Origin of the sequence: Streptomyces sp. NPDC096132 (genome assembly GCF_044763345.1) — a bacterium.
GTDB lineage: Bacteria > Actinomycetota > Actinomycetes > Streptomycetales > Streptomycetaceae > Streptomyces.
Map to the genome: position 1 here is coordinate 113,316 of NZ_JBIWGA010000023.1, position 17,062 is coordinate 130,377.

The following is a 17,062-nucleotide window of genomic DNA, read 5'->3' on the forward strand; positions in this document are numbered from 1 at the left end:
GTGCCGCCCTCCCGCCTCCGACGCGTCGCCGTCCTCGTGCTCGAAGGCGCCAAGCCGCTCGACGTCGGCATCCCCGCGCAGGTGTTCACCACCCGCGCCAGCATGCCGTACGAGGTGCGGGTGTGCGGGGCGGAACCCGGCCTCGTCACCGGCGGCGACGGGCTGTCGTACCACGTGGCGCACGGCCTGGAGGCACTCGCCTGGGCCGAGATCGTCTTCATCCCCGGCTACCGGTCCCCGGACCGCGAGGACCCGCCGCGGGAGGTCGTCGACGCGCTGCTCGCCGCCCACAGCCGCGGTGCCCGGCTGGCCGCCATCTCGACCGGCGCCTTCGCGCTGGCCGCCACCGGCCTCCTCGACGGCAGACGCGCCACGACCCATTGGCACTACTCCCGGGCCTTGGCGGCGAAACACCCCCTCGTACAGGTCGACGAGAACGTCCTGTTCGTCGACGAGGGCAGCGTGCTCACCTCGGCCGGCGCCGCCTCCGGCATCGACCTCTGCCTGCACATCCTCCGCGGCGACCTCGGCGTGGCCGCCTCCAACCACGCCGCCCGGCGCCTGGTCGCGGCGCCCTACCGCAGCGGCGGCCAGGCCCAGTACGTGCCGCGCAGTGTGCCGGAGCCGCTGGGCGAACGGTTCGCCGCCACCCGTGAATGGGCCCTGCACCGCCTCGACGAACCCCTCACCCTGGAGACGCTCGCCCGCCACGCGGCGGTCTCCGCGCGCACCTTCTCGCGCCGCTTCGTCGAGGACACCGGCTACACCCCCATGCAGTGGGTGATGCGCGCCCGCATCGACCGGGCCCGGGAGCTGCTGGAGCGCTCCGAGCGCGGCGTCGAGCAGATCGCGGGCGACGTCGGGCTCGGCACCGGCGCGAATCTGCGGCTGCACTTCCAGCAGATCCTCGGCACCACCCCGAGCGAGTACCGGCGCACCTTCACCCGCGGCGAATAGGCGGGAACAGCCGGGCAGCGCGCTTGGCGAGATCCTTGCGAACCATGGCGCTCACGCCCCGGCCACGGGTGGCCGCCGCACGCGAGGCTGGTGGCGACCGCAGAGACAAAGGGACATCACTCATGACTCGCATCGCCATCAACGGATTCGGCCGCATCGGACGCAACGTGCTGCGCGCGCTCCTCGAACGCGACAGCGACCTCGAGATCGTCGCCGTCAACGACCTCACCGAGCCGACCGCCCTCGCCCGGCTGCTCGCCTTCGACTCGACGTCCGGCCGCCTCGGCCGCCCGGTCACCGTCGAGGACGGCGCGCTCGTCGTCGACGGCCGCCGGATCCAGGTGCTCGCCGAGCGTGACCCGGCGCAGCTGCCGTGGGCCGCGCTCGACGTCGACATCGTGCTGGAGGCGACCGGCCGCTTCACCTCCGCCAAGGACGCCCGCGCCCACCTCGACGCGGGCGCGCGCAAGGTCCTCGTGAGCGCCCCCTCGGACGGCGCCGACGTCACCCTCGCGTACGGCGTCAACACCGACGCCTACGACGCGGAGCTGCACACGATCGTCTCGAACGCCTCCTGCACGACCAACGCGCTGGCCCCGCTGGCCGCGGTGCTCGACGAGCTGGCCGGCATCGAGCACGGCTTCATGACGACCGTGCACGCCTACACGCAGGAGCAGAACCTCCAGGACGGCCCGCACCGCGACCCCCGTCGCGCCCGCGCCGCCGGCGTCAACATCGTGCCGACCACGACGGGCGCCGCCAAGGCGATCGGCCTGGTCCTGCCGAACCTCGACGGCAAGCTGTCCGGCGACTCGATCCGCGTGCCCGTCCCGGTCGGCTCGATCGTCGAGCTGAACACGACCGTCGCCCGCGACGTGACCCGCGACGAGGTCCTCGCCGCCTACCGCACCGCCGCCGAGGGTCCGCTCGCCGGCGTCCTCGAGTACTCGGAGGACCCTCTCGTCTCCTCCGACATCACGGGCAACCCGGCCTCGTCGATCTTCGACTCCGCCCTCACCCGCGTCGACGGCCGCCACATCAAGGTGGTCGCCTGGTACGACAACGAGTGGGGCTTCTCCAACCGGGTCATCGACACCCTGCAGCTCCTCGCCGCAGGCTGACCGCACGGGGCGTGCCGTGATCAAAACGGCACAACAGCGGACAACCGGAACGGCTGCGGCTACATTGGCCTCTTCCGCATGGGGGAGGGGTGCGTCCGTGGACGACGAGGAGATCCGCAGAAAGGCCGAGGCGCTGCGCGCACGGGGGCAGCAGGCGCAATCCGCGCGCGACGCGCAGAAGGCCGCGGTGGACAGGGCCGCGGCGGAATTCCGGCAAGGGGTGCGCGACTTCGCCGAAACGGCGGCACAACGGCTGCGAGCCGCTGGAGTGCCGACCCGTGAAGCCCTGCTGGGCCCGGTCGAACCGGCCCAGCAGGGACGCCCGTCCTGGCAACGTCCGACCTGGCGGGAACGCTTCGCGGACTTCAAGGACGCCCTGAACGGCATGGCCCCGACGCCCGAGCCGACGCCCCCGTCCACCGTCGCCGGCTGGCAGATCCCGATCCTGCACCCGCTGACCGGCGACCGGGCCGAGCACGGCGTGATGTTCGAGATCACCCGCTACGACCGGGGCGACGTCTCCAGCCGTGCCACGTGGTTCCTGATCGTCTTCCTCACGGTCGACGGACGTCTCTGCTTCGCCGCACAGCCCATGGGGGACAGACCTCCGCTCCTGTACGACTTCGACCGGGACTCCCACTGGGTGCGCGAGTTCGCCGGCAAGGAGATCGCCTCCCTCGACCGCGGCGAAGTCACCAACGCCCTGGGGTTCCTCCGCGACTCGGAGCGTGAGTGGCAGGTCGGGCGCGAGCAGGCCCAGATCTCCCTGTGGGAGACCAAGGAGCACAACGACCAAGTCGTCGACGGTCTGCTCGTCGGATGGCACGCGGGGCTGGAGGACCTGCTCCAGCCCCGGTGACGGGCCGCGCCCCACCGCGGCCCCGTGGCCTACGGCAGATCGATGCCGTGGCCGTACGCGAAGACCGGGTCCTGGGTGTCGTTGGGCACGTCGGGCCGGGCGGCCTCGACGGCGGCCATGGAGCGCGGCAGTTCGAACGGGAGGCGGCCCTCGGCGCGGGCCCGGCCGAAGGCCACGTCCAGGAGGGCCGCGTCCGAGGCGCCGTAGTCCGCGACCAGGGCGGCCGCGCGTTCCGCGATCTCGGGGAGGACGGCGGGCCGTTCGAGGGTGACGCACACCAGCGTGGGCACCGTGTCGAGCACCCCGAGGATCTCCTTCAGCTCCTCGTCGGGGAACGCGAGGGAACCCGCGTGGAAGAACGACTCGAAGGCGCCGGGCCGTTGTTCGTACGGGGTGCGCAGCCGCAGGACGGCGATGTCCGCGTCGGCCGGGTCGGTGACGACGTTGCCGTAGGCCGCGGCCGCTTCCTGGCCCAGTCCCCGGACATACAGGTCGGGGCGTCCGCCGAGGGGCAGCAGGCCGTTGTTGGTGAGGACGGTGAGCGAGCGGCGCTGGGCCGCCTCGCCCAGGGCGGTGAACTCACGGGCCCCGACGGTCTCCTCGGCGCGGTCCGGGTCGACGTACGGGTTCTCGAACAGCCCGAGGAGGAACTTCTCGCGCAGCAGCCGCCGTACGGAGGCGTCGATCCGTTCCTCCGCGACGCGGCCGGAGCGCACCAGCTCCACGATCACCTCGGGGCACTGCTCCCCGCCGAACTGGTCGGTACCGGCGTCCAACGCCTTCGCCGCGCGCTCGGCGACACTCAGGTGCTCGACGCCCCAGGCACGCGCCTCGGCCGGCTCGCCCAGGATCTCGGCGTCGCTGAGCAGACCCCAGTCGGTGCAGATGATGCCGTCGAAGCCCAGACGTTCGCGCAGCAGGCCGGTGAGGACGTCCTTGTTGAAGCCGAAGCCGACCTCCTCCCAGTCGGTGCCGACGGGCTGCCCGTAGTACGGCATCATCTGCGAGCACCCGGCCTCGACGGCCGCGCGGAAGGGCGCCAGGTGGTACTCGCGCATGCCGCCCGGGTAGACCTGCTCCTTGCCGTGCGGGAAGTGCGGGTCCTCCCCGTCCTTCTGGGGTCCGCCGCCCGGGAAGTGCTTGACCATCGCGGCGACGGACCGCGGGCCGAGCCGCGGGCCCTGCAGCCCGCGTACGTACGCGGCCGCCAGCGCGCCGCTGACCTCCGCGCTGGAGCCGAACGTGCCCGACTGGCGCGACCAGCGCGGCTCGGTCGCCAGGTCGATCTGCGGGTGCAGGGCGACCCGGAAGCCGACCGCCAGATACTCGCGGCGGACCGTATCGGCGAACTTCTCCACCAACTCCGCGTCACCGATCGCGGCCAGGCCCAGCGGCTCGGGCCAGGCCGAGAACGCCCCGGAGTTGAAGGAGGCGCCCGGGTTGTCGGTGAAGGCGTGCCGGGGGTCGGTGGAGAGGGTGACGGGGATGCCCAGCCGGGTGTCCGCGGCCAGTTCCTGCATCCGGTTGGCCCAGCGGGCCATCGCGCGGGCGTCGCCCTGACCCAGCAGGTTGAAGTGGGTCAGATGGCGTCCCGTGACCAGTTCGGTGGTGCCGCACCGGAGGAACGGGCCCTCCTCGGCGAGGCCGCCGTCCGGCGTCATGGTCAGCATCGTGTGGAAGAGCTGGCCCGCCTTCTCCTCCAGGGTCATCCGGGCCAGCAGGTCCTCGACGCGCTCGTCGACGGGCAGGTTCGGATCGCGGTACGCGGGGGTGGTCATCCGGTTTTCCTTGTACGTGGGGGCCGGGGTGGGGTACGGCCGCCCGGCCGTGGGCCTACTTGACCGAGCGGATGAACTGGACGGCGAGCGCGCCCAGTACGGCGGCGACGGCGCCGAAGAGGAACAGCGCGCCGTAGTTCCCGCCGCCGCCGATCGCGAGGAACGCGGGGGCGACGATGGGGACCAGGGACTGGGGGAGGGCGTTGCCGATGTTCAGCACCCCCATGTCCTTGGCGGACTCCTCGGGGTTGGGCAGCACCGCGGCGGCCAGCGCCATGTCGACGGAGAGGTACAGGCCCTCGCCGAACCCGAAGACGACCAGGGCGGCGACGTACATCCCGAAGCCCTGCGCGGAGGCGATCATCGCCAGGCTGACCGCCATGAGAAGGGAGGAGCCCAGCACGTACGGCTTGCGGCGGCCGGAGCGGTCGGAGAGCTGACCGCCGAGCAGCGAGCCCGCGGCGATCGCGACCACCATGGCGAGGGTGCCGACCAGGACCTTCCCGGTGACCGCGGTGTCGTCGTAGCCGAGGCGGTCCATCAGGAAGTACACCTGGTAGCTGGTGACGCAGGAGGCGCCGGTGAAGACCAGGAAGCGGCCGGCGAAGTTCCAGGCGAAGTCGGGGTGCCTGCGCGGGTTCACCCAGAAGCTGCGCAGGAACTCCTTGAGGTTGTACGGGGCGAAGGCGCCGGCCCGGGCCGGCCGGTCCTTGATGACGACCGCGAGGCAGACGACGGCGGCCAGTCCGATGACGCCCGGCACCAGGAAGGCCAGGGCCATCGAGCCGCTGAACACCTGCGCCAGCGCCGAACCGCCGATCATCGCCAGCGAGGTCGTGATGCCGATGACGCCGGAGACCCGGGCCTGCTGCTGCGGCGGGATCAGGTCGGGGATGCAGGAGGTCAGGGCGGCCAGGGTGGCGTTGATGCCGAGCTGGGCGACGGCCCAGCCGAACACCAGCACCGGCACACTGCCGCCGAGGGCGACGACGAGGAGCCCGGCGAGCCCGGCGGCCATCCCGCCCACCAGCCAGGGGCGGCGGCGGCCGAAGCGGCTGGTGGTGCGGTCGGACAGGGCGCCGAAGACCGGGTTGCCGAGCATCGCCAGCAGCGCGCCGACGGACAGCACCTGGCCGAGAGCGGCACCCCGGTCCGCCTCCGGCACGATCTGGCTGACCCGCAGGGCGAGCGTGACCATGACCGGCGTGAGGACGGCGAGATAGGCGCCGAACTGGGCGAACGCGAGGGTCAGAACGAGGGTGGCGGGGGCTTTGGGGGAGGCGTCGGCGGGGATGGACTGCGCGGCAGGCGCGGCGGTCGATGGGGAGGTCGACTCACCGAGCGGGGCGTCGTGGCTCAGGGCCATGGCGGCTCTCCATGGGGGACGGGGGCGGCATCTTCGCCGCACCGGCCCGATCAGGGAAGCAGCAAAACCGAGTGGGTACTAGGTTTTGGTCAAGTGGCCTGAATCACTCTGCACATGGCTTGAAAAATAAGTGACTTACACGTGTAATCACCGGCCTCGTGATGTGCCGCACCGCACGAAGGAGCAGTCTGTGCGCGGGCTATGGTGACCGCCATGGAGCAGAAGGAAAACGGCAGGACCGGCGGCAAAGCCGCAGGCCGCGGGACGTACTCCGTGGGCGACGAGCGACGGCTGCGCATCCTGGACGCCGCCGTCGAGCACTTCGCCCAGTGGGGCTTCCACGCCTCCTCCCTGGCCCGGATCGCCAAGGACGTGGGCATCACCCAGGGCGGGCTGCTGCACCACTTCCGCAGCAAGGAGGACCTCCTCGTGCAGGTCCTCGAACGCACCGAGCAGCAGGACTCGGAGAGGTTCTTCCGTGAGGACTTCGCCACGGCCACCGAGTGCTACGTGAACCTGCTCCGGCTGACCGAGTACAACGCCGCCCGCCTCGGCCGCACCCGGATGTTCAACGTCCTCGCCGCCGAGGCCGGCGACCCCGGCCACCCCGCCCACCCCTACTTCGTCCGGCGCTACACCGAGCTCGTCTCGGTCATGTCCGACTCGCTGCAACGGGCCGTGGACAGCGGCGAGTTGAGGCAGGGCACGGATGTCGTCGGGGTGGCCGCGGAGACGGCCGCGGTGATGGACGGGCTGCAGCTCCAGTGGGTCCTCGACCCCAAGGGCTTCGACATGCCGACCCGCTTCCATGCCTATGCCGAACGGCTGCTGCGGTCCATCACGACGGCGGGGACGGGGTTGCCGGAGCGGCCGGCGGCGGGCGGGTAGCCGATTCGGGGGTGGTGGGGCGCGCTGTGGTGGGGGCGTGGTGTCAGTGGGGTGTGCCAGAGTCTGCGCATGCTCGAGATCGTGGTGAAGACGGAGAACGGGGAGCGGCACGTGCGCGTGTCGGCCGAGGAGCTGGCCGGGCTGGTCCGGCGGATCGGCGGTGACGGCGACCGTTTCCTGGTGGTCCAGCGGATACCCGACCTGCCCGACGTCTTCACCCAGGTCTGGCACGAGGCCGGTGGCGACTACACGCTGGAGCACCGCGACGGCGCCGCCGACCGGCACTTCCAGGTCATGGTGGACACGCCCGAGGCGGTGATCGCCGCGATGACGGGCTGGGCCCGCCGGGAGGACGGCTGGGAGAGCGGCCGGGCCTGGTCGCCGTTGGACATGGGCCCCGCCCGGGAGGTGCCGCCGCTCGAACTCGACGAGGACGAGCGCCGGGAGCTGGAGAGGCGGGTCCGCGAGGTGCTGGTCGGCGGATACGACACCCGTGACGAACTGGCCGAACTGGCCGAGGACTACCTGGTCAGCGGGGACCGCCGGCCGGTCTCGCGCGAGCAGGCGCAGGCGTTGGTCGACCGGATGTGGCTGGAGCGCGTCGCGGAGCAGGCGGCATGGCAGGGCGAGACCGACCCCGAGCGGCTCACCCGGGCGTTCACCGCCCTGGAGGAGGCCGGTATCACCGCCCGCGAGAACTTCACCTGCTGCCGCAGCTGCGGTCAGGCCGAGATCGGCGCCGAGGCCGAGCCCGACGCCCGCGGCTTCGTCTACTTCCACACCCAGTGCACCGACTCCGCCGCCGGCGGCCAGGGGCTGATGCTCCTCTACGGCGGCTTCGACGGCTCCACCGAGACCACCGCCGCCGTCGGCCAGGAGGTGGTGACCGCCCTCGAAGCGGTCGGCCTCCCCACCGAGTGGGACAACGACCCCACCCGGGCCATCAAGATCACCCCTCTGGACTGGCGCCGCCGCCTGGTCGGTTAGGGGGTGTCAGCGCGCCGGGGCGGGACGATCTCCGGTCATGCGGGGAGGAAACTCGGCCACCAGGGTGGGACGTTGTCCGGGCACCCTGGGGCGGGGTAGGAGTCCGGCATGCCGAGCCATGTCACGAGGAACCAGGTGAACCACAGGGTGAAGACGAGCCCTGCGGTCAGTGCGGCCCCTCGATGACGTCTGCCAAGAGTGCCTTGCAGGACCAGCCACGGAACGGCGGCCGCAATCCATAGGAGAGGGGCGAGCAAGAGCAAGGTCATGCTGTTGGCCGCAGCGTTGCCGCCGATGTCGCAAGCGGCCCACGCCCGCCCGATGGCGGCAACGGAGACCACTGAAGTCACCCCTCCGAAGAGGACACCGAACCCGATCCCTCTCAACCAGGGTCTCGGTGGACTCGACAGCTCCGCTCCCACGATCGCCTCCCTCTCGTCGCCGTAGACGCGGAGCGTAACCCGCAGCCTCCGTACGGGCCGGGTGCGCGCCGCACCGGGCCTCTCGGTCGTGGGCACCGCGCCGGCCGTCGGCGCGGCCGTCACGGCCCACGCCGCTTCCGCCGCGGCGGATCCCGCCGCTGCCCGGACGACGCACACGGCCTACACGTCCGGCTCCTCGGACACGGACGTTCCGGCGGACGCGAAGCCCGCGCAGACGGCGGAGGCCGTGACTCCGGCCCGGTGAGGGTCTTCAGCGTTTTGGCCCGCCCGACCGTCATCGTGTTGCTCGGCCTGGCCGTGGCGGGCGCGGCGCGCGCCCAGCGGCATGTGTGATCCAGAATGACTGGATGGTCACACTGGAGACTCCCCGTCTGATCCTGCGTCGCTGGCGCGAGGAAGACGTCGCGCCCATGGCTGCCGTCCATGCCGACCCCGAGGTCATGCGGTGGATCCGTGACGGCAGCGTCCGTGACGAACAGCAGACTCGCAGCGGGATCCAGGCATGGGAGAGCGAGTGGGAGTCACAGGGCTTCGGCCTGTTCGCCGTGGAGATCCGGTCCACTGGTGAGCTGGCCGGGTTCACCGGCCTTTCGGTGCCGCACTTCTTGCCGGAGGTACTGCCGGCGGTCGAGGTCGGCTGGCGGCTGGGACGGTCCCACTGGGGGCAGGGCCTGGCCACCGAGGCCGCTGCGGCCGCGGTACGGTTCGGGTTCGAAGAGCGAGGGCTGGAGCGGATCGTCAGCATCGCTCAAGTGGGCAACGACGCCTCCGAACGGATCATGACCAAACTGGGGATGCATCTGGCCCGTGAGACCGTCAGTCCCACCGGCGGTCGGCGAGTGCGGGTGTTCGAGTTGTCGTCGGACCAGTAGCTCGTCGGGTGTGGGCGCGTCCCTGGTGTCACGGGGCCAGCAGGGCTAGGGCCGTTTCGGCGGTGGTGAGGTCCTGGGCGCCGATGCCGATGAGCTTGGCGATGGTGATGTCGGCCGGGGAGCGGCGGCCCGGAACGCGACCGGAGAGTACGTCGCCGAGTTCGCCGTCGATGCGGTGCGGGGTTGCCTCGCCGTGCGCGATGGCGGCGCGCAGATCGCCGTAGCGGAGGTTGAGGTCCCGGCTGTCGACGAACACCCCGGTGGCGCGGCGCAGACAGGCACCATCCAGTTCGCGCTTGACGGCGTCGTCGGCGCCGACGGCCGTGATGTGCACGCCCTCGGCGAGCCATGCGCCGTGCAGGACGGGGGTGGTGCAGGCGGTGGCGGTGACGATGATGTCGGCATGCCGTACGGCCGTCTCCGCGTCCGGGGTCGGCGTGGTGTCGGTGTCCGGCAGTTCCTGTCGGAGGCGGGCGGCGAGGTCGGCCGCCTTGCGGGGGTCGCGTCCCCAGACGGTGAGGTGCCGGACGGGCCGGACGTGGGTGAGCGCGCGGGCCTGGAGGTAGGCCTGTCTGCCGGTTCCCAGGACGGCCGCACGGGTGGCGTCGGGCCGGGCGAGGGCCCGGGCGCTGACGGCGCCCGCCGCGGCGGTGCGGACGTCGGACAGATGGTGCTCGTCCTCGAGGACGGCGGTGACGGCTCCGGTCGCCGCGTCGAAGAGAGCGACGAAACCGCCGCCCTCGGGCAGGCCCTGACGTCTGTTCCCGGGGAACCAGTTGGCCACCTTGACGACGAAGGGACGTCGGCCGGGCAGGTGGGCGGCCTTGATGTGGGAGTCGGCGCCGTCGCCGAGCGGGAGGACCATGACCGGGGCCTGGGCGCCGTCCGTGCCGCTGAACGCGATGAACGCCTCGGCGACGGGTTCGATCAGGTCGGCGATGTCCACGGCCTCGCGGATCCGGGACGCGCTGTGGAGCAGGTGCTGGGGCATGGGAAGTCGCTGTACCTTCACTGACCGGCCGGCTGGGGGACGGTGTCGAGGGTGGCCCGGGCCACCATGACGACGTCGCCACCGACCCGGATGTTGGTGAGATCCCGGGGCAGGCCCTCGGGAAGGACGGTGATCCGGCTCGGGCGGCCGACGAACCGGCCCTGGTGCAGCACGAATTCCTTCCCCACGGGCACGACCCGGTGCCCCGCGAGATACGCCCCGACGCAGCCGGCGGCGCTGCCGGTCGCCACGTCCTCCAGGATTCCGTCGTTGTTCCAGTGCCGGCCCTCACGGGCGTCGACGTCGACGACGTAGACGAACTGTGCCCCGTGCCGGGCGAGCAGCTCCGCGAAGTCGTCGTGGACGATCCTTGCGGCGGCCAGGTGGCCGCGTACGGGGACGATCAGATACCTCAGCCCGGTGGAGACCACCTCGAGGGGAAGCTCGGCGAGTGCCTCCGCCGGCAGGGAGAGGGCCCCGGCCACCTCGTGGGCGTCAGCGGTGGAGAGGGTCGCGCCGAACTCGGGTCTGCCCTGGTCCAGGGTGGCGTGGTACCCGCGCTCGGTGCGCCGTGTGGTCACCGTGACCGTCTTTCCCGGCAGTTGGAAGGTCCAGTGCCGGGCGCCGGGCGCGTCCTCCTGCTCGTGCAGCACGGCCGCCGCGCCCAGGACGGGGTGGCCCGCGAAGTCCAGCTCCTCGAACAGGTCGAACACGCGGGCCCGGACCGTTTCCGGGGCGCCTTTCTCCTCCGCGTCTTCCGCGCGGCTCAGGAAGATCGTCTCGAAGTGGCGCAGCTCCTGGGTGATGGCGAGCATCTGCGAGGTGGACAGACCTCCGCTGTCGGGGACCACGGCGAGGCTGTTGCCGGTGAACGCCGTGGCGGCGAACACGTCGACGTGTCGGAAGCTGAGGGGCACGTGCTCTCTCCTGGGGATCGTGGCCGGCCACCGCTGCGGTCATGGCCGGTCACCGCCGACGCTAGGGCCGTCCGCTCGGCCGGGCATGGGCCAATCCGGGTAAGGTGGCCCACGTGCAGGTGACCCGCCACATCCCGGCCTCGGAACTGGCCCGCCTGCTGGGCGACTGGCGCGTGGGCGGCGCCTCCGTGGCACGGCAGCTGGCGCACGCCGTCGAGAAGGCGATCCACGACGGCCGCCTGCCGCTCGGCGTACAACTGCCGGCCGAACGCCTCCTGGCCGCCGAACTGGGTCTCGCCCGCGGCACCGTGACCACCTGCTACCAGTTCCTGCGCACCGAGCAACTGATCAGCACCCGCACCGGATCCGGCAGCACCACCGCCCTGCCCCCGCACCTGCGCGACCGCCTCGCGCCATGGTCCAGCGACCTCGGCCGGGGCGGCAGGGACGGCGCCGCGCTGGACCTGACCATCGCCGAGCCGGCCGCCCCGTTCGACGAGCTGCTCGAAGCGGTCCACGCCGCGGCCGACAGCCTCCACACGACCCTTCTGCCCGGCGCGCCGACGCAGGGCGGCCCGTCACGACTGCGCACCGCCCTGGCCGACACCTACACGGCCCAGGGCCTTCCCACGGACAGCCGGCACCTGCTGCTGACCAGCGGGGCCGACGCCGCGCTCCACCTGCTCTGCGCGGCCCTTCTCCACCACGGCAGCCGCGTCGTCACCGACTCGCCCACCTACCCCGGCGCGCTCACCGCGTTCCGGTCCGCCGGAGCGAGACCGATCGCCCAGCCCCTCGCCCCCTCCGGCTGGGACGTCCCCGCGCTCGACCACACCCTCCGCACGGCCCGCCCCGCCCTGGCCTACCTGATCCCCGACTTCCACAACCCCACCGGCCTGCTCATGAGCGAGGAGCAGCGGGACGACCTCCGGCGCCGCATCCGCTCGTACGACACCCTCCTCGTCGTCGACGAGACCACGCGCGACCTCGACCTGCGCGACGCGGAACCTCCGCCCGCCCGCCTCACCACGCGCGCCGGCGACCGAGGTGTGCTGACCGTCGGATCCCTGAGCAAGTCCCTGTGGCCGGGCCTGCGCATCGGCTGGATCCGGGCACATCCCGACGTCGTCGCCCGCCTGTCGGCGCACCCTCTCGCGGCCGCGCTGGCGCCGTCCCCGCTCAACGAGGTGATCGCCCTCCACCTCCTGGAACACCGGGAAAAGGTGCTGGCGCACCGGCGGGACCGGCTCAGAGCCCAGCGCGACCACCTGGTCTCCCGGCTGAGCGCGCTTTCGTGGTGCCGTTTCCGGCCCCCGCAGGGCGGCCTGTCCCTGTGGCTGGAACTCCTCGACACCACCTCGAGCCGACTGGCGGCGGACGCCGCCCACCACGGCCTCCTCCTCACCCCCGGCAGCCAGTACTCGCCGGACGGAGCCCACGACCGCTACCTGCGGCTTCCCTTCACCCTGCCCACCGAGGCACTCGACACCGCCGTCGACCGGCTCACCACGGCCCACGACCACTGAGCGGCTGGGCCGCCGCATCGGGATTGGTCCATGAAGGGGAGGGCGGTCCGGCCGTAACGTCGGGGCGTACACATGCCCGAACAGAGGTGAGCAGATGACCACCACGCATCCCCGCGTCCCCGTACGGGTGGCGGCCCCCGCGGACATCGAAGCCATCGTCGACACCCTGACCACGGCGTTCTTCCACGACCCGCTCTGGGGCCCCGTCTTCCCCGACGAACGCTCGCGCGCCGCGCGGATCATGCCCATGTGGCGCCTCTTCGCGACGGCGGCGCTGCGTCACTCCTGGACGCTCGTCACCCGGAACGTCGAAGCCGTCGCCGTGTGGATCCCGCCGGGCGAGGACGAACTGTCACCCGAGGAGGAGACCGGCCTGGAGCACCTCTTGGCAGAGGTCGCCAGCCCGGAGGAAGTCGCGGCGGTCCTGAGCGTCTCGGAGCAGTTCGCGGCCGCTCGCCCCCGTGAGGAGCACTTCTACCTCACCATCCTGGGCACCCACGACCGGCACCGTGGACAGGGGCTGGGCATGGGCCTGCTGGCCGACAGCCTCGCCCGGATCGACGCACTCGGTGCGCCCGCCTACCTCGAGTCGTCCAACCCCGCCAACCTCGAGCGGTACGAGAGCGTCGGTTTCGTCCCCCGGGACCGGATCACCGTCGCCACCGGGCACGTCGTCACCACCATGTGGCGCCCCGCGGGCGGGACGGCCGGGAGAGTGGAGATCAATCGACAGATCCACCGATAGGTCGGTCAGATCAGTCAATATTCACCAATCCTCAGGGCGGGCTGTTCCGAATCCTCGGGTGTCAGGGAAGTTGGCACGGAGGACGGACGGTATGACACCTATCTCCAGGAGCGGTGCGGGGCGCAGGGGCCTCGCGACCCTCATCACGGGTGCACTGGCCGCCGGGGGACTCGCAGCCGCCGGTGTGGCCACGTTGGAACCGGGGGCGGCCACCGCCTCCAGTCACCGGGAGGCCCCGCTGATCTCGGGACAACCCCGGTACGACAACACGGACGTGTACGCCTTCGTCAGTCCGGACCATCCGGAGACGACGACGATCATCGCGAACTGGATCCCGTTCGAGGACCCGGCGGGCGGCCCGAACTTCTACACGTTCGCGGACGACGCCCAGTACGACATCCACATCGACAACAACGGTGACGCGCAGGGCGAACTGCTCCTGCGCTACACCTTCAAGACACACACGAAGTCCAAGAAGACGTTCCTGTACAACACGGGCCCGGTCACCAGCCTGGACGACCCGGACCTGAACGTCACACAGACCTACGACATCGAGCTGATCAAGCTGCGCGACCAGCAGGTCGTGTCGAGGACGAAGCTCGGCGACGACCTACCGGTGGCTCCGTCGAACGTCGGCAAGGCGTCGATGCCGGACTACGGCAAGCTGCGCTCGCAGGCCGTCCGTAAGCTCGCCGACGGCGCCCGGACGTTCGCCGGCCAGGCGGACGACCCGTTCTTCCTGGACCTGCGCGTGTTCGACCTGCTGTACGGCGGTGACCTCTCCGAGGTCGGCAACGACACCCTCAAGGGCTACAACGTCAACTCGATCGCCCTGCAACTGCCCACCGACATGATCACCGAGTCGAAGAGCCAGCCGGTCGTCGGCATCTGGTCGACCACCCAGCGAAAGAACGCCCAGGGCTCCTACCAGCAGGTCTCCCGTCTGGGCAACCCGCTGGTCAACGAGGTCGTCAACCCGCTGAAGGACAAGGACACGTTCAACGCGGACTCGCCGTGGAACGACGGCCAGTTCCTGAAGAACGTGACCAATCCGGAACTGCCGAAGCTCATGGAGGCGGTCTACAAGATCAAGGCACCCGCGGAACCACGCAACGATCTCGTCGATGTCTTCCTCAAGGGCGTCAAGGGCCTCAACCAGCCGCCGAACGTGCGACCGGCGGAGATGCTGCGCCTGAACACCTCGATCAAGCCGGCCGCCGCGCCGAAACGGCTCGGTGTGCTCGACGGCGACAACGCGGGCTTCCCGAACGGGCGCCGGCTCACCGATGACGTCGTGGACATCTCGCTGCAGGTCGTCGAGGGTGAGCTGGTCGGTTCCAAGAACGACCTGGGTGACGCGGTCGACGTCAACGACCAGAAGTTCGGCGACTCCTTCCCCTACCTGGCCGAGCCCGTGGCCGGTTCGCGAGGCCCGCTCGCGAAGGGCACGACCGGTGGCAACGACGTCCGCAACCAGCTGGGCGACGCCCTGCAGCCGGCCGACTCCGCCGACGGCATGCGCAACACCGGCCTGATCGCCGCGTCGGCGGCCTCGGGCGCGGTGGGAATCCTGCTGATCGGCGTGGGTCTGGCGTGGTGGCGTCGGCGCACGCAGCGGCCGAACTGAGCGGCACCGCACGAGACACCGAGAGAGGGCGGGGGTCAGCGAGACGGACCCCCGCCCTCTTCTGTCGGCATCCGCCCCGGTCGGCGCTTGGTTCCTACTGATCCGCGGAGAGCGCCACCGCCTGGCCCGTGACGCGGGCGCGGGTGACCTGTGGGTCCACGTCGAGGAGCAGGTCGCTGGGACGGCCCATGTCCTCTCCCTGGCGGATGGTGATCCTGGAAGGGCCGGTGACGAGCCCCACCGTGCGGAGGTAGCCGCCGAACGCCGCGGCCGCCGCCCCGGTCGCCGGATCCTCCACCACACCGCCCACGGGGAACGGGTCACGGGCGTGGAAGCGCTCCGGCGACTCGCGCCACACCAGGTGAACGGTGGTCCAGTCGTGACGCCGCATCACGTCGGCGAGGCCGTCGAAGTCGTAGTCCAGGTCCGCCAGACGCTCCCGGGTGGCGGCGGCCAGCACCAGGTGGTCGTTGCCGCCGAACGCCACGTGCGGCGGCAGGGCCGGGTCCACGTCGTCGGCCACCCAGCCCAGGGCCTTCAGCGTCGCGTCCAGCTCGCCGCTCGTGGCGGGACGGGAACGGGTCGGAACACTGGTGAGCGTGGCCAGCACGGCACCTTCGCCGTCCACCCTGGTGGTCACGGGAACCTCGCCCGCGGGGGTGTCCAGGACGATCTCGCCCGGGCCCAGCCGTTCGGCCAGGGCGACGGCCAGCGCGACGGTCGCGTGTCCGCAGAAGGCCACCTCGGCGAGCGGACTGAAGTAGCGCACCCGGAACCGGCGCGCGGCGTCGTCGCGCTCGGTGACGAAGGCCGTCTCGGAGTAGCCGACCTCGGCGGCGAGCGCGAGCATCGCCGCCTCGTCCAGCCCGGAGGCGTCGAGCACCACCCCGGCGGGGTTGCCTCCCGCCGGATCGTGGGTGAAGGCCGAGTAGCGCAGGGTCTCGGCGGGCGGCTCGGAGTGGTTCACGGGGTCGCTCCCGCTCACGTCGGTGGTCATGGCTCCACGCTGTCATCCCACGCCCATCGAGTCCAACGATGAACATCGATCCCGTCGATCGGGATATCGCATAGCCTGGCTCCCGTGGACACCCGACTGCTGCACACTTTCACCGCACTCGCCCGCACGGCCAGCTTCACCGCCACTGCCGCCGAGCTGCACCTGGCCCAGTCCACCGTCACCGTGCACATCCGCACCCTGGAACGGGAGCTCGGCACCCGGCTCTTCGACCGCCTGCCCGCGGGCGCGCTGCTCACCGAATCCGGCCGACGGCTGCTGGAGAGGGCCGAGGACGTCCTCGACGCCGTTGCCCGGCTGAGGGCCGCCGGCGAGGGCGAGGGGACCGTGGGGGGACGGGTGGCCGTCGGCACCCCCGAGTCGCTCTGCTCCACCCGGCTGCCCGCAGTGATCGCCGCCCTGCGCACCAGCCACCCCGAGGTGGAGATCCACCTGGACGCGGCCGGCACGGCGGAGTGCGTCGAGGGGGTGCGGTCCGGACGCCTCGACCTGGCGCTCCTGCTGGACGACGAGGCCGACTTCCCCGAGGTGACGACCGAGCCCGTCGCCTCCGAACCCCTCGCCCTCCTGTGCGCTCCCGGGCATCCGCTCGCCGCGCGTGCCCGACCGGCGACCTGGGCGGACCTCGCCGCGGAGCACTTCTTCCTGCTGGAGCAGGGCTGTTCCTACAGCGACGAGCTGGAGCGACGGCTGCTCGCCGTGCCCGGTGCCCGGCCGCGGCTGACCCGCTTCGGAAGCGTGGACGCCGCGCGCTCCTGCGTCGCCGCCGGCCTGGGACTGACCCTGCTGCCGCTCACGACCGTGGAGGAGCACCTGCGCCAGGGCCGGCTGGAGCACGTACCCGGCCCGCGGTTCGCGGACGTTCCCGTGCGGCTGGCCCGCCACCGCAGGCGATGGACGGCACCGGCCGCACAGGTCTTCACCGAGGAGCTCGTACGGCACTTCTCCGGCTGACGGGCCCCCTGATGGA

General features: G+C 71.7%; 16 protein-coding genes. 11 read left to right on the forward strand and 5 right to left on the reverse strand.

Annotation, left to right across the window (positions count from 1 at the left end; translation table 11 throughout):
* The 3 genes from ACIRF9_RS39570 (at position 1) to ACIRF9_RS39580 (ending at position 2,937) form a co-directional block, all read left to right on the forward strand.
* Positions 1–957, forward strand: coding sequence for a GlxA family transcriptional regulator (locus ACIRF9_RS39570; RefSeq protein ID WP_403832674.1), 957 nt, complete (start codon positions 1–3; stop codon positions 955–957).
* Positions 958–1,079: 122 nt separating this feature from the next.
* Positions 1,080–2,078 carry a type I glyceraldehyde-3-phosphate dehydrogenase gene (gene gap / locus ACIRF9_RS39575; protein ID WP_403832676.1) on the forward strand — a complete coding sequence of 333 codons (999 nt, stop codon included), beginning with the start codon at positions 1,080–1,082 and terminating at the stop codon, positions 2,076–2,078.
* A gap of 97 nt (positions 2,079–2,175) precedes the next feature.
* On the forward strand, positions 2,176–2,937 hold the full coding sequence (locus ACIRF9_RS39580; RefSeq protein WP_403832679.1) for a hypothetical protein: 762 nt from the start codon (positions 2,176–2,178) through the stop codon (positions 2,935–2,937).
* A gap of 29 nt (positions 2,938–2,966) precedes the next feature.
* Here ACIRF9_RS39580 and ACIRF9_RS39585 read toward each other — a convergent pair whose 3' ends face one another.
* Together ACIRF9_RS39585 and ACIRF9_RS39590 are read right to left on the reverse strand one after the other, a co-directional pair.
* The gene (locus ACIRF9_RS39585) at positions 2,967–4,715 is read right to left on the reverse strand and encodes a glycoside hydrolase family 3 protein (RefSeq protein ID WP_403832682.1); all 1,749 of its coding nucleotides are present in this window, start codon (positions 4,713–4,715) and stop codon (positions 2,967–2,969) included.
* 55 nt (positions 4,716–4,770) lie between these two features.
* Positions 4,771–6,081 carry an MFS transporter gene (locus ACIRF9_RS39590; protein WP_403832684.1) on the reverse strand — a complete coding sequence of 437 codons (1,311 nt, stop codon included), beginning with the start codon at positions 6,079–6,081 and terminating at the stop codon, positions 4,771–4,773.
* 213 nt (positions 6,082–6,294) lie between these two features.
* On the opposite strand from ACIRF9_RS39590, the gene ACIRF9_RS39595 reads away from it, so the two are divergent.
* The 4 genes from ACIRF9_RS39595 to ACIRF9_RS39610 all read left to right on the forward strand — a co-directional run bounded on the left by ACIRF9_RS39595 (position 6,295) and on the right by ACIRF9_RS39610 (position 9,271).
* Entirely contained in the window at positions 6,295–6,969 is a 675-nt protein-coding gene (locus ACIRF9_RS39595; RefSeq protein WP_403832687.1) for a TetR/AcrR family transcriptional regulator, read from the forward strand.
* A 69-nt stretch (positions 6,970–7,038) separates the two neighbouring features.
* Entirely contained in the window at positions 7,039–7,956 is a 918-nt protein-coding gene (locus tag ACIRF9_RS39600; RefSeq protein ID WP_403832689.1) for a DUF6891 domain-containing protein, read from the forward strand.
* Positions 7,957–8,439: 483 nt separating this feature from the next.
* Complete coding sequence (locus ACIRF9_RS39605; protein WP_403832690.1) at positions 8,440–8,643, forward strand: hypothetical protein; 204 nt, start codon at positions 8,440–8,442, stop codon at positions 8,641–8,643.
* Between the two features lie 103 nt (positions 8,644–8,746).
* Positions 8,747–9,271, forward strand: a complete 525-nt coding sequence (locus ACIRF9_RS39610; RefSeq protein WP_403832692.1) for a GNAT family N-acetyltransferase — start codon at positions 8,747–8,749, stop codon at positions 9,269–9,271.
* Between the two features lie 28 nt (positions 9,272–9,299).
* Here ACIRF9_RS39610 and ACIRF9_RS39615 read toward each other — a convergent pair whose 3' ends face one another.
* Positions 9,300–10,262, reverse strand: coding sequence for an ornithine cyclodeaminase family protein (locus ACIRF9_RS39615; RefSeq protein ID WP_403832693.1), 963 nt, complete (start codon positions 10,260–10,262; stop codon positions 9,300–9,302).
* Positions 10,263–10,279: 17 nt separating this feature from the next.
* A complete protein-coding gene (locus ACIRF9_RS39620; RefSeq protein ID WP_403832695.1) occupies positions 10,280–11,179 on the reverse strand; it encodes a PhzF family phenazine biosynthesis protein in 900 nt (299 codons plus the stop codon).
* 113 nt (positions 11,180–11,292) lie between these two features.
* On the opposite strand from ACIRF9_RS39620, the gene ACIRF9_RS39625 reads away from it, so the two are divergent.
* The 3 genes from ACIRF9_RS39625 (at position 11,293) to ACIRF9_RS39635 (ending at position 15,077) form a co-directional block, all read left to right on the forward strand.
* A complete protein-coding gene (locus ACIRF9_RS39625) occupies positions 11,293–12,705 on the forward strand; it encodes a PLP-dependent aminotransferase family protein (RefSeq protein ID WP_403832697.1) in 1,413 nt (470 codons plus the stop codon).
* Positions 12,706–12,799: 94 nt separating this feature from the next.
* Entirely contained in the window at positions 12,800–13,450 is a 651-nt protein-coding gene (locus ACIRF9_RS39630; RefSeq protein WP_403832698.1) for a GNAT family N-acetyltransferase, read from the forward strand.
* Between the two features lie 91 nt (positions 13,451–13,541).
* Positions 13,542–15,077 carry a DUF4331 domain-containing protein gene (locus ACIRF9_RS39635; protein ID WP_403832700.1) on the forward strand — a complete coding sequence of 512 codons (1,536 nt, stop codon included), beginning with the start codon at positions 13,542–13,544 and terminating at the stop codon, positions 15,075–15,077.
* 94 nt (positions 15,078–15,171) lie between these two features.
* Here the strand turns inward: ACIRF9_RS39635 and ACIRF9_RS39640 are convergent, their stop codons facing one another.
* Entirely contained in the window at positions 15,172–16,074 is a 903-nt protein-coding gene (locus tag ACIRF9_RS39640) for a PhzF family phenazine biosynthesis isomerase (protein WP_403832702.1), read from the reverse strand.
* Positions 16,075–16,158: 84 nt separating this feature from the next.
* On the opposite strand from ACIRF9_RS39640, the gene ACIRF9_RS39645 reads away from it, so the two are divergent.
* A complete protein-coding gene (locus tag ACIRF9_RS39645; RefSeq protein WP_403832705.1) occupies positions 16,159–17,046 on the forward strand; it encodes a LysR family transcriptional regulator in 888 nt (295 codons plus the stop codon).
* The last annotated feature ends 16 nt before the right edge of the window (positions 17,047–17,062 follow it).

Excerpts from the sequence above, each read along its gene's own strand:
- gap (WP_403832676.1), top strand. The coding sequence starts at position 1,080 with ATGACTCGCATCGCCATCAACGGATTCGGCCGCATCGGACGCAACGTG.
- ACIRF9_RS39585 (WP_403832682.1), bottom strand. The coding sequence starts at position 4,715 with ATGACCACCCCCGCGTACCGCGATCCGAACCTGCCCGTCGACGAGCGC.
- ACIRF9_RS39590 (WP_403832684.1), bottom strand. The coding sequence starts at position 6,081 with ATGGCCCTGAGCCACGACGCCCCGCTCGGTGAGTCGACCTCCCCATCG.
- ACIRF9_RS39595 (WP_403832687.1), top strand. The coding sequence starts at position 6,295 with ATGGAGCAGAAGGAAAACGGCAGGACCGGCGGCAAAGCCGCAGGCCGC.
- ACIRF9_RS39600 (WP_403832689.1), top strand. The coding sequence starts at position 7,039 with ATGCTCGAGATCGTGGTGAAGACGGAGAACGGGGAGCGGCACGTGCGC.
- ACIRF9_RS39610 (WP_403832692.1), top strand. The coding sequence starts at position 8,747 with ATGGTCACACTGGAGACTCCCCGTCTGATCCTGCGTCGCTGGCGCGAG.
- ACIRF9_RS39615 (WP_403832693.1), bottom strand. The coding sequence starts at position 10,262 with ATGCCCCAGCACCTGCTCCACAGCGCGTCCCGGATCCGCGAGGCCGTG.
- ACIRF9_RS39630 (WP_403832698.1), top strand. The coding sequence starts at position 12,800 with ATGACCACCACGCATCCCCGCGTCCCCGTACGGGTGGCGGCCCCCGCG.
- ACIRF9_RS39635 (WP_403832700.1), top strand. The coding sequence starts at position 13,542 with ATGACACCTATCTCCAGGAGCGGTGCGGGGCGCAGGGGCCTCGCGACC.
- ACIRF9_RS39640 (WP_403832702.1), bottom strand. The coding sequence starts at position 16,074 with ATGACCACCGACGTGAGCGGGAGCGACCCCGTGAACCACTCCGAGCCG.